Source organism: Spirillospora sp. NPDC000708, assembly GCF_040299565.1.
In the GTDB taxonomy this organism is placed as follows: Bacteria; Actinomycetota; Actinomycetes; order Streptosporangiales; family Streptosporangiaceae; genus Spirillospora.
In genome coordinates this window covers 87,124-98,465 of record NZ_JBEPCJ010000034.1, presented here as the reverse complement: position 1 = coordinate 98,465, position 11,342 = coordinate 87,124, and the positions used below count along the sequence as shown (strand labels likewise).

10 protein-coding genes are annotated in these 11,342 nt (G+C 73.9%); 5 read left to right on the top strand and 5 right to left on the bottom strand.

The window, feature by feature from the left end; all coding sequences use genetic code 11:
- Nucleotides 1-130 precede the first annotated feature (130 nt).
- Entirely contained in the window at nucleotides 131-664 is a 534-nt protein-coding gene (def, locus tag ABT299_RS24215; RefSeq protein WP_500252076.1) for a peptide deformylase, read from the top strand.
- 104 nt (nucleotides 665-768) lie between these two features.
- Here the strand turns inward: def and ABT299_RS24210 are convergent, their stop codons facing one another.
- From ABT299_RS24210 to ABT299_RS24200, 3 genes are all read right to left on the bottom strand, one after another.
- Nucleotides 769-2,430, bottom strand: a complete 1,662-nt coding sequence (locus ABT299_RS24210) for a sensor histidine kinase (RefSeq protein WP_500252075.1) — start codon at nucleotides 2,428-2,430, stop codon at nucleotides 769-771.
- The gene (locus ABT299_RS24205) at nucleotides 2,430-3,161 is read right to left on the bottom strand and encodes a response regulator transcription factor (protein ID WP_347256714.1); all 732 of its coding nucleotides are present in this window, start codon (nucleotides 3,159-3,161) and stop codon (nucleotides 2,430-2,432) included. The genes ABT299_RS24210 and ABT299_RS24205 overlap by 1 nt, the downstream gene beginning before the upstream one ends.
- A gap of 81 nt (nucleotides 3,162-3,242) precedes the next feature.
- Complete coding sequence (locus ABT299_RS24200; RefSeq protein WP_500252074.1) at nucleotides 3,243-3,977, bottom strand: TetR/AcrR family transcriptional regulator; 735 nt, start codon at nucleotides 3,975-3,977, stop codon at nucleotides 3,243-3,245.
- Between the two features lie 90 nt (nucleotides 3,978-4,067).
- Here ABT299_RS24200 and ABT299_RS24195 point away from each other — a divergent pair, with 90 nt between their 5' ends.
- Nucleotides 4,068-5,516, top strand: coding sequence for an MFS transporter (locus tag ABT299_RS24195; RefSeq protein WP_500252073.1), 1,449 nt, complete (start codon nucleotides 4,068-4,070; stop codon nucleotides 5,514-5,516).
- Between the two features lie 216 nt (nucleotides 5,517-5,732).
- Nucleotides 5,733-6,956, top strand: a complete 1,224-nt coding sequence (locus ABT299_RS24190) for a S1C family serine protease (RefSeq protein WP_500252072.1) — start codon at nucleotides 5,733-5,735, stop codon at nucleotides 6,954-6,956.
- Between the two features lie 181 nt (nucleotides 6,957-7,137).
- Here ABT299_RS24190 and ABT299_RS24185 read toward each other — a convergent pair whose 3' ends face one another.
- Entirely contained in the window at nucleotides 7,138-7,971 is an 834-nt protein-coding gene (locus ABT299_RS24185; RefSeq protein ID WP_500252071.1) for an oxygenase MpaB family protein, read from the bottom strand.
- A gap of 96 nt (nucleotides 7,972-8,067) precedes the next feature.
- On the opposite strand from ABT299_RS24185, the gene arfB reads away from it, so the two are divergent.
- Both arfB and ABT299_RS24175 read left to right on the top strand, forming a co-directional pair.
- A complete protein-coding gene (gene arfB / locus ABT299_RS24180) occupies nucleotides 8,068-8,493 on the top strand; it encodes an alternative ribosome rescue aminoacyl-tRNA hydrolase ArfB (RefSeq protein ID WP_190856815.1) in 426 nt (141 codons plus the stop codon).
- Nucleotides 8,494-8,760: 267 nt separating this feature from the next.
- Nucleotides 8,761-9,834 (top strand): right-handed parallel beta-helix repeat-containing protein, encoded by a 1,074-nt coding sequence (locus ABT299_RS24175; protein WP_500252070.1) that lies wholly within the window; start codon nucleotides 8,761-8,763, stop codon nucleotides 9,832-9,834.
- 273 nt (nucleotides 9,835-10,107) lie between these two features.
- Here the strand turns inward: ABT299_RS24175 and ABT299_RS24170 are convergent, their stop codons facing one another.
- A complete protein-coding gene (locus tag ABT299_RS24170) occupies nucleotides 10,108-11,190 on the bottom strand; it encodes a hypothetical protein (RefSeq protein WP_500252069.1) in 1,083 nt (360 codons plus the stop codon).
- Nucleotides 11,191-11,342 lie beyond the last annotated feature (152 nt).

Here is an 11,342-nt window from a genome sequence, read left to right as displayed (position 1 = left end):
GACCTCCCCCCCCCCCCCGCGCAACCCCACCCCCCCCCCCCCCCCGCGGCCCCGGCCCCTGGCGGCGCCCACCGTTCGCGTTTCCGCGGCCGTTCGGGCGGAGCGGAAATCGCGACATAGGATCATCCGGGTGAGCAAGAGGACCACGACGCGCAACGGGACCGCCCGCCCGATCCGGCTTCTCGGCGACCCGGTGCTGCGCACCGCGTGCGACCCCGTGCGAACGTTCGACGCGTCCCTGGAGAAGCTGGTCGACGACATGTTCGTCACGATGTACGAGGCGGACGGCGCGGGCGTGGCCGCGAACCAGGTCGGCTCCGGCCTGCGGCTGTTCGTGTACGACTGCGAGGACGACCGGGGCCGCCGGCACGTCGGCCACGTCGTCAACCCGGTGCTCGTGGCCGCCGACGGCGAGCTGCTGGTGGAGCCCGAGGGGTGCCTGTCGCTGCCGGGCCTGCGGTTCGACACCCCGCGCCACGCGCACGCGGTCGTGGAGGGCATGGACGCGAAGGGCCGGCCCGTCCGCGTGGAGGGGACCGGGTACTTCGCCCGCTGCCTGCAGCACGAGTGCGGACATCTCGACGGCGAGGTCTACATCGACGTGCTGTCCGGCGACGCGCGACGCGAGGCCATGCGCGCGATCCGGAACCTCCAGCGCCCCTGAGCCCGGCCTCCCGGCCGCACCGGCGTGACGATCCTGAGCCCGGCCTCCCCCTGAGCCCGACCGCCCTGAGCCCGGCCCACTGAGCCCGGCCCACTGAGCCCGGCTCAGTCGGCGTCGAGCGGGAGGAGCACGCGGAAGGTCGCGCCCTCGCCCGGGGTCGAGTCGACCTCGACCGACCCCTCGTGCGCGGCGACGAGCGCGGCGACGATGGCGAGACCGAGGCCGGTCCCGGTCCGGCCGCCCTCGCGGGAGCGGGACGCGTCGGCGCGGTAGAAGCGCTCAAAGACGCGTTCGGCCTGGTCGGGCGAGAGGCCGGGGCCCTCGTCCGCGACCTCCAGCTTCGCGGCGGGCGCCCCGCGCAGGGTGCCCGGGGACAGGCGCACCTCCACCGGCGTGCCCGGCGGCGTGTGCGCCACCGCGTTCGTCAGCAGGTTGCCGAGGACCTGCCGCAGGCGCGGCTCGTCCCCGCGCACCTGGTAGGCGAGACCGCCCTCGACCGACAGCTCGATCCGGCGGTCCGGCGCGACCACCCGGGCCTCCTGCACCGAGTCGGCGGCGACGGCGAGCAGGTCGACGGGGCGCCGCTCGATGGGCCGCTGGCGGTCGAGGCGGGCGAGCAGCAGCAGGTCCTCGACGAGCAGGCCCATCCGGCCGGCGGTCTCCTCGATGCGGCCGATCATCCGGCCGATCTCCTCGGGGGTGCGGGCGGCGCCCTGCCGGTAGAACTCGGCGAAACCGCGGATGGCGGTGAGCGGGGTGCGCAGCTCGTGGCTCGCGTCGGCGACGAAGCGGCGCATCCGCTCCTCGGACCGGCGGGCCGTCTCCTCCGAGCGCCGCGCCGCCGCCTCCGACTCGGCGCGGGCGCCGAACGCCGCCTCGATCTGGGCGAGCATCGCGTTCAGGGACCGTCCGAGCCGGCCCATCTCGGTGCGCGGGTCGGCCTCCGGGACGCGCCGCGACAGGTCGCCGGCCGCGATCGCGCCGGCGGTCTCCTCCACCTCGGCGAGCGGGCGCAGGCTCGCGCGCACCACCCACACCCCGAGGACGACCAGCACGGCGAGGACCAGCAGCCCGACGATCACGTCGATGGCGATGAGCCGGTTCACGGTCCGCTGGATCTCCGCCAGGCTGACCGCGATGAGGACGGTGGCGCCGGTGCCGGGGATCGGCTCGGCGAGGACCCGCCAGTTCGTGCTCGACCCGCCCGTCCCGGACACGGTGAACGGCCGGTCGATCCGGCCGGTGACGTCGGCGGGCAGCTTGGGGTAGCCGCGCTCGCCGACCGCGAGGTTCTGCCCGATCGGACGGCCGTTGGCCCCGCGGACCTGCGCGTACATCTCGCTGGGCACCCGGACGTTCAGGTTGTAGTGCCCCTGGACCTGCTCGGTCACCTGGATGATCACATGCCCGACCGAGGAGCGCAGCTGGTCGTCGGCGCGCCCGACGAGGTACTGGCGCAGCACGGAGGCGCCGGCCGCGCTCATCACGGTCATCCCGAGGGTGACCAGGACGAGCATGCCGGCGATGAGCTTCATCTGCAGCGGCGACCGCGACCACAGCCCGCGGATCCAGGAGTTCCAGCGCGGGCGCCGCGTCCCCCGCGGCGGCTCGTCGCCCCCCGTCCCGCCCGGGTACGGGCCGTACGGCATGCCGGCCGCGTGCGCGCCGCCGGGCGGCGGTCCCGGTTCCATGACCGGCCGGTCGCCGGGCGCCGGGCCCGCGGGGTGCGCGGGGAGCGCGCCGGGGCCGGGGACGCGGGGCTCCATCAGGCCGGGGGCTCTCTCAGGACGTAGCCGACGCCCCTCAGCGTGTGGATGAGGCGGGGCTCGGCGTTGTCGACCTTGCGCCGCAGCGCGGACACGTAGGACTCGACGATGCCCGCGTCGCCGCGGAAGTCGTAGTTCCACACGTGGTCGAGGATCTGGGCCTTGGACAGGACGCGCCCGGCGTTCGCCATGAAGTAGCGGAGCAGCTTGAACTCGGTCGGCGACAGCTGCACCGCCTTGCCGCCGCGCCAGACCTCGTGGCTGTCCTCGTCCAGCTCGACGTCCGCGAACACCATCCGGGGCGGGGGCTCGGCGACGCCGCCGCGGAAGCGCCGCAGGACGGCGCGGATGCGGGCGATGACCTCCTCCAGGCTGAACGGCTTGGTGACGTAGTCGTCGCCGCCGATCGTCAGTCCCTTGATGCGGTCCTGGACCGCGTCGCGCGCGGTGAGGAACAGCACGGGGGTGTGGTCGCCGCCGGACCGCAGCCGCCGCGCGACGTCGAACCCGTCGATGTCGGGCAGCATCACGTCGAGGACGATCAGGTCGGGCCGGTGCCGGCGCGCGGACTGGACGGCGTCGGCCCCGTTGGTCGCGGTGAGCACCTCGAAGCCGGTGAAGCGCAGGCTGCCGGCCAGCAGCTCCAGGATGTTCGGCTCGTCCTCGACGACGAGCAGCGTCGCCTCGGGCGCCCGCACGCCCGCGTTCGCGTTCGCCGTCCGTTCAACCACTGACACGCTCTCCCTCCAGGGTCGCCTCCAAGGCTCGCACCCGAACCTGAATGTCCCCTGAAGGTGCGCCGAGCATTCCCTTCACCTGCGGCTCCCCGCCTCCGCCTCGACGGCGCGGATCAGCATGTCGAGCTCGGTGTCGAACACCTCGGCGGTGGTGATCTCGCGGAGGTGGGGTTCGGCGGCGCGCAGCCGGGGCAGGGCGCCGGGGCCGTCGCCGGCGGCGCGGCCGTGGGCGCCGAGGCTGGCGTTGCGGTGCCGGTCGATGGGGTCGCCGTGGGCCTCGAAGTGCATCCGGCCGAGGACGAGGTCGATGAAGACCAGGTAGTAGCGGACGGCGGCGCGCTCGTCGAGGCCGGCGTCGGCGAGGGTCGCGAGGATCGTCTCCACGAGTCGGAGGGCGCCGGGACCGTGGTCGCCGCGGGTGACCAGGGCGTCGATGGTGCCGGGGTAGGCGCCGAGTTCGCGGCGCAGGCCGTCGGCGATGCGGCGGAGGCGGCCGGGCCAGGGGCCGGCGCCGAGGTCGGACGGGACGATGTCGCGCGCCGCGATCGCGTCCATGACGAGCGCGACGAGCTCGTCCTTGCCGGAGACGTGCCGGTAGAGGGCCATGCGGGAGACGCCGAGGTCGGCGGCGAGGGCGCGGATGGTGAGGGCACCGAGGCCGTCCCGCCGGGTGATCTCGAGGGCGGCGGCGACGATCTGCGCGCGGCTGATGCTGCCCCAGGGCCGCCGCTCCCGAGCGGGCGGGTCGGACGCACCGGCGGGCGGGTCGGGCGGCCCGGCGGGCGGGCGGTGCGGGCCGGACTCGGACATGCGGAGAACCGTAGCCGAACATCTTGCGGACGCCTGTCCGCAAGATTTAGGTTCGCCTTACCTAACACGTCGATCGAAAAGGCGGATCCGATGCCCGGAGGGCCGGAACGGAGGGGGATGGTCGCGGCGCTGCTGGCCGCCGCGTTCCCCGCGAGCCTCGCGCAGACGATCGTCATCGCCGCGCTGCCCGTGCTGCGGGACGAGCTGGACGTCCCCGCCGCGCAGGTGACCTGGACGCTCACGGCGTTCATGCTGGCCGGGGCCGTCGTCACGCCGATCGCCGGGCGGCTCGGCGACCTGTACGGGCACCGCCGGATCCTGGTGGCCTGCCTGCTGCTGTTCACCGCCGGGACGGTCGCCGCGGGCCTCGCCGCGTCCGCGCACTCCTTCGGGTGGCTGGTGGCGGGACGCGCCGTCCAGGGGACGGGCTCGGGCGCGTTCCCGCTCGCGCTCGGGATCGCCCGGTCGGCGCTGCCGCCGCACCGGCTGCGCGGCGTGGTCGCGCTGGTCAGCGCCGTGTTCGGGATCGGCGGGTCGGCCGGGATGGTGGTCGCGGGCCCGCTCGTCGACGCCGCCGGGACGCCGTGGCTGTTCTGGGCGACGCTGGTCCTCGCCGCCGGCGCGCTCGCCCTGGCGGCCCGGCTGCCGGCGACGCGGCCGGGCGGTTCCGGGCGGATCGACCCGGTCGGCGCGGTGCTGCTGCCGGCGACGCTGGTCTGCCTGCTGCTGGCGATCAGCCAGGGGCGCGCGTGGGGCTGGGGCTCGGCGCGGGTCATGGGGCTGTTCGCGGGCGCGGGCCTGGCGCTGGCCGCCTTCACGGCGGCCGAGCTGCGCGTCCGCGCGCCGCTGGTAGACCTGCGGCTGCTGCGCGGGCGCGGACCGGCCGCCACCACGCTGGCCACCCTGGTCGTGTGCGTGGCGATGTTCGGTTCGATCACGCTGATCCCGCAGTTCGTGCAGGCGCCGCGGGCGTCCGGCTACGGGTTCGGGCTCTCCGCGTCCGCGGCCGGGCTGCTGATGGTGCCGATGGCGGCGCTGATGCTGCTCGCCGGCCCGGCGGCGCCCCGGCTCGCCCGCCGCGCCGGGTCCCGCGTCCCGTTCCAGGCCGGGACGGTCTGCGCGGTCGCCGCGTTCGCCCTGCTCGCGTGGGCGCACGGGGCGCTGTGGGAGGTGTACGCCGCCTGCGCGGTCATCGGGGTCGGCTACGGGCTGGCGTTCGCGGCCATCGGGAACCTCGTCGTGGAGAACGCCCCGCCCGGACAGACCGGGGTGGCGACGGGCGTCAACACGATCGTGCGGACGGTCGGGGCCGCCGTCGGCGCGCAGGCCGTCACCGCGATCCTCGCGGCGCGCACCGCGTCCGCGGCGAAGCTCCCGCCGGAGTCGGGCTACACGGGAGCGTTCGCGGTGCTCGCCGTGATCGCGGTCGCGGCCCTCGGCGTCGCCGCCGCGATCCCGCGCGGTCCCGGGGGCGCGCGGGATCCTCGGGAAGAGCGGGGCGTGGATTCAGGGAACGTTCAGGTACGTGCGCTTGAGTAGTCGGCACAGGGCGCGCCCCGGTCCGGACAGGGACCGGATCCCCGCGCCCTGGCCACTCCTCCTCGCCACCGCGGCCGAGAGGGCGACACGCCGCACGCCCTCCCGGCCGCGGTTTTTTTGACGCCGGCCTTATCCAGCACACTTTCAGGCCGGATCCAGGTGGGCTCCAGACCCCCGGCGCAGATTCGTATGCGACGGCGAGACGAGGGAGTTCACATGGACGCCGGAAGGCCCGAGGAGCCACAGCAGCACAGTTGGGATCGGCACGTCGCGGGATCCGAGCGGCACGCGCCATCCGAGCGGCCCGCGGCACCGGGGCACGCCGGAGGCCCCGAGCGGCCCGATCTCACCCGGCCCGGACAGCCGCACCAGCGGCAGCCGCACGACCAGCCGCTGCTCGGGGAGGCTGCGCCCGGCCAGCAGACGCCCGGCCAGCAGGCACCCGAGGAGCAAGCGCACGGCCAGCAGGCCCACGGCCAGCAGGCGTACGGGGGATGGCAGCAGCCCGGGGCGTGGCACGCGCCCACGGCGGCGGCAGGCGCCGGCGCGGCGGGGCCGCCGCACTGGGGCGTCCCGCAGGCCGGGGCGGCGGGGCCGTTCCGCCGTGGCCCGCTGTGGACGGCCCGGCAGAAGGTCGCGGCGCTGGTCGCGGGGGCCGCGCTGGCGGTCGGCGCGGGCGGGGCGGGCGCGGCCGTGGCGATGGCGTTCGCCGACCACGGCACCGTCTACTCCAGCCCGGTCGCCGTCTCCGGCGCGTCCAGCAAGGCGAGCACGACGGCGCAGGTCGCCGCCGCGGTGCAGCCGAGCGTCGTGTCGATCTCGAGCCGGTCGCAGACGGGCGAGAGCGAGGGGTCCGGGGTGATCCTGCGCTCGGACGGCGTGATCATGACGAACGCGCACGTCGTCTCGGACGGCGGGCAGCTCTCGGTGAAGTTGAGCGACGGCAGGACGGCGCCGGCGACGCTGCTCGGCGCCGACACCGCGAACGACATCGCGGTGATCAAGGCGCAGGGCGTGTCCGGGCTGAAGCCCGCGACGCTCGGCGACAGCGACCGGCTCGCGGTCGGCGACACCGTCCTCGCGGTCGGCAACCCGCTCGGGCTGAGCGGGTCGGTGACGTCCGGCATCGTCAGCGCGCTCGGCCGCCAGGTCCAGGAGGGCGACTCCGGCGGCGGCCAGCAGGACCTGCCGCCGGGCCTGCAGGGACGGCTGTCCCAGCAGCAGCAGGCCGTCATCGAGAACGCGATCCAGACCGACGCGGCCATCAACCCCGGCAACTCCGGCGGCGCGCTGGTGAACAGCGCCGGCCAGGTGATCGGCGTCAACACGGCGATCGCCACGTCCGGCAGCAGCTCGGGCAACATCGGCGTCGGCTTCGCGATCCCGATCGACCAGGCGAAGAAGGCCGCCGACAAGATCATCTCGAGCGCGTCGGTGTAGAGGCTCACCGGGGAGCGCCGTCCCGTCCAGGCTCTGGGGGGAGCGGGCGGACGGGCGGCGGCCCCGGTGTGCGGGGCCGTTCCCAGGCCGGGCCGGGTGCTGGGGACGGCCCCGGCATGGAAGAGCGGCCGCGTGACCTGCCTGTGGGTCACGCGGCCGCGCTCAGCTCGACGGGACGCGGTCAGCTCGACGGGACGCGGATCGCCGGACGGCGCCCGGCCGTCGCCTTCGCCAGCATCTTGCGCGTCGTGTGGAGGTAGTAGTCGCGGGGCAGCGTCCGCAGCCGCAGCGGCAGCCGCGGGTACACCACCGAAAGCGCCCCCATCAGCATCCGGAACCGCAGCTCGCGCGCCCGGTTCCACGTCCATCCGTACTGCTCGCGGATCGGCGCCGGCATCATCCCCGCGGTGATCAGCCGGATCGCCGCCAGGCCGGGCGTGTTCAGCGGGCCGCCGGGCAGCCTCGGGTGCAGCACCTGGTGGGCGATCGCCCGGGACGCGTCGCTGATCTCCAGGTCGTTGAGCATGCCGGCGTAATACACGCGGAAGTCCCGGTACGTCTTGGGCAGCCGCTCCTCGGGGCAGCCCAGGATCGTCGCGTAGACCTTGGTCTGGCCGTAGAACTCCGCCAGCTCGTCCTCGGCGAGCGTCCGGCGGAACAGCAGCTGGTAGAACTGCGCGGCGACGGCGAAGAGGGTGGCCGCGACCCACACCTGCAGCTCCGGGTCGTTCGCCCGGTAACCGGGGCCGGTGACCTGGTCGTGCCCCCGCGTCACGAGGGCACTGAAGGCCTCCGCCTCCTCCCGCGTCCCGAACTGCACCGCGTAGAGCCAGCCCATGGTGTTGCGCAGCCGCCGCAGCGGGTCCTCGGCGGTGTAGCTGTGGTCGTACACGCCCTGCGCGACCTGCGGATGCGCGGTCTGCAGCAGCGACGCTGCCCCGCCCGCCGCGATGAGCACGCCTTCCCGGGTGATCTGGCGGATGAGGTCGTCGTCGGAGAACAGTCCTTCGGTCATGACGATCAGTGTAAGTAAGTACTTGCACGACACGCACCCCCGGGGCGGCGGAAAACCGGACGACATGATCGTCCGCGGACGGGGATAATCGGGGACATGCCCGACGACATCCACGTCCGCGGCTCGGTCTCCATCCCGGAGTCCGAGCTCGGCTGGCGTTTCTCCCGCTCCTCGGGACCGGGCGGGCAGCACGTCAACACCAGCGCGACCGCCGCCGAGCTGTCCTTCGACGTCGCCGCGTCCCCGTCCCTGCCCGAGCCCCTCAAGGCGCGCGCGCTGGAGCGGCTGTCGGGACGGCTCGTCCGGGGCGTCCTGACGATCCGCGCCGAGGAGTACCGCTCCCAGATGCGCAACCGCGAGGCCGCGCGCGCCCGGCTCGGCGCGCTGCTGGCCGAGGCCACGGCGCCGCCGCCGAAGAAGCGCATCCCCAAGAAGGTCCCGCGCGGCATCAACGAGCGGCGCCTGGAGAACAAGAAGCGCCGCTCCGACGTCAAGCGGCAGCGCTCCCGCCGCTGGGACTGAGCGGCCCTTCTCGCGCGTCTCGGGCAAATTGTCCGAAGTGAGCAATTCAGCCATCATGTCGGGGCGACATCGCGGCTGATCGGCTGCGAAAACTCGGCACTGCCGAAAACGACGGCAAACTCGGCCGAGCCGCGAAAAATCCGTAGATGTTTGCTTCTCCGGGCCGACGGAATGACCTGCGCGGATCCCGCGGCGGAACGCCGCGGCCATGCCGCGACGCATGCGCGTCCGCGGCCAGCAGATCAGCAGAAACGGAGAAGAAACAGGATGAGATGGACTACCGCGGGTCCGGTCGGCGTCGTCGCCGTGCTGGCCGGTCTCGCCCCCTTCGCGACCGCAGGGCAGGCGTCGGCGCAGGAGGGCGGCGCGCACGGGCACGACCACCGCATCCATGTGGTGCGTCCGGGACACTCGATCCAGGAGGCCGTCGACCGGGCCAGGCCCGGCGACACCATAAAGCTCCTCCGCGGGACCTATGACGGGGGCGTCCTGGTCACGAAACGCCTCACCATCCGCGGCTCCGGCGACAAGACCGTGCTCCGGCCGGGCGGCGTCGACCACTGCGCCGCCGTCATGCGGGCCGGCACCGGCATCTGCGTCATCGGGCGCCCCGGCCACCCCGTGAAGGGCGTCACTATCAAGGACCTGACCGTGCGCAGGTTCGCGAAGAACGGGATCTTCGGCCAGTTCACCGACCGCCTCACCGTCGAACACGTCCTCGCCGCCGACAATGGCGAGTACGGAATCTCGGAATTCAACTCGACGCGCGGGCGGTTCGCGCACGACTGGGCCCTCAACAACGGCGACGAGGCCGGATTCTATGTCGGCGACATCGCCGACGCGCACGGGACGGTCGTCACCGGGAACCGGTCGACCGGAAACGCCATCGGCCTGCTCGTCCGGCACGCCCGCCACGTCAAGGCGTGGGAGAACCAGCTCGTCGGCAACTGCGTCGGCGTCGCGCTGGTCGACGACAGTCAGAGGGGCGGCCAGGGCAACACCAAGGTGTGGAAGAACAACGTCTCGAAGAACAACCGGGAATGCGCCGCGCACGAGGAGGTCCCACCGCTCGGCGGCACCGGCGTACTGTTCTTCGGCGGCGACCACAACCTCGTCGAGAAGAACGTCGTGAAGGACAACCGGGGAAGGCTGCCGTACTCCGGCGGCATCGTGCTCTTCCGCGGGACGCCGCCGCTGAACCGGCCCGCCCGCGACAACCTCGTCCAGTTCAACGTGGTCCACGGCAACGCGCCGTTCGACCTGGTGGACAACAGCGGCAGCAGGACCAACCGGTTCCGCCACAACCTGTGCCGCACGTCCAACCCGGCCGGTCTCTGCTGACCTGACCGCGCCGGCGGTCCGTCCCGGGTGACCGCCCCGGCGCCGGTGCCCGCGCCGCGTCCCGCCGCCGGGACGCGGAAATCCCTCCGCGGGCACCTCCGGCGGCACGGGAGCGCAACGGGGCAGACGCGGGGCTTGGCGCGGGGACCGTCGCTGGCCTGGGACGTGCGAACGCCCGTCCCGGGGGTGGACGGGACGGGCGTCCGGACCTGGCCGGCCGGAGGTCGGCCGCAGTCCGCGGTGCCGGCCGTGCGCCGGCCTCGGCGGGGCGGGTCAGCCGTAGTACTCGATGAAGGGCACCTTCTTGCCGGTCTGCGTCGCGGTCCCGGCGCTGACGATCGCCGCGGTGCCGGGACGGGCGTCGGCGTCGGACGCCTGGACGGCGCCGCTGCGGGCGGGCCCGTTGAGGGTCGTCCACGACGTGCCGTTGTAGTGCATGTACTGGGTCCTGGTGCCGGTCGTGACCGGAAGCATGACCACGCCGCCCTTGCCGTCGGCCGACAGCCCGATGCCCGCCGTGTTCAGCGGGGTGTTGATCGTCTTCCAGGACGTGCCGTCGTAGCGCAGGATCGCGTTGGTGATCTGGGCGTTCTGCCGGACGCGCAGCACGTACACGTTCGTCGGCGAGTTCTCGACGATCTTGTAGAGGGTGCCCTGGTAGGCGGGGGTGCCGAGGGAGCCCGGTACGGCGATCCGCTTCCACGCCTTGCCGTCGTAGTGCATCACCAGGCCGGTGACCGACGTGCCGGTGGCGGACGTCGACCCGGCCAGCCACACGTCGTTCTTCGATTTCACGTCCACGGCGGTGATCGTGGACGAGGCGGGCAGCGGCACCTTCGCGTCCGCCCACGCGGTGCCCGTCCAGCGCAGGACGGCGCTGAGGCCGCCCGCGGTCGGGTCGACGCCCGCGACGGAGTAGGCGGTACCGTCCGGCGCGGCCGCGACCTGGCTCGGCAGGCCGACCAGCGGGTAGGCCGCCTTGCTCCACTTGGCGCCGTTCCAGTACAGCCCGACGGTGCCGCCGAGGTTGTAGCCGACGATCCACGCCTTGCTCGCGCTCGCGACCGCGACGTCCGTCGGGGTGAACCCGACCGGGCTGGCCTGCGCCACCCACGCCGACCCGTTCCACTTGGCGATCTTCGTCTGGGGGCTGAAGAACGAGCCCGCGGCGCCGACGGCCCAGCCGGCGTTCGCCGCGCCGAAGTCGACGCGGTCGAGGCTGCCGTCATAGGCCAGACCGGCGCCGCCGACGTTCTTCCACCCGGCGGCGGCCTCGGCGGGCACGGCGGACAGGGCGAGCGTTCCGGCGCCGCAGGCGATCGCCAGGGCCGCGGCGCGCACCGCGTTCCGTCCCATGAGAGCTCCCAAGATCAGTTCAAGCGCACGCCAAAGAGTACGGGAAGACTTACTTCCAGGTAAGAGGGACTTTCCGGACGGCCAGAACAGGCCGCACCCGCCCCAGGCATCCCGCTCGCCTCCCGCGCCCCGGGAACGGAGGACGCCCGGAG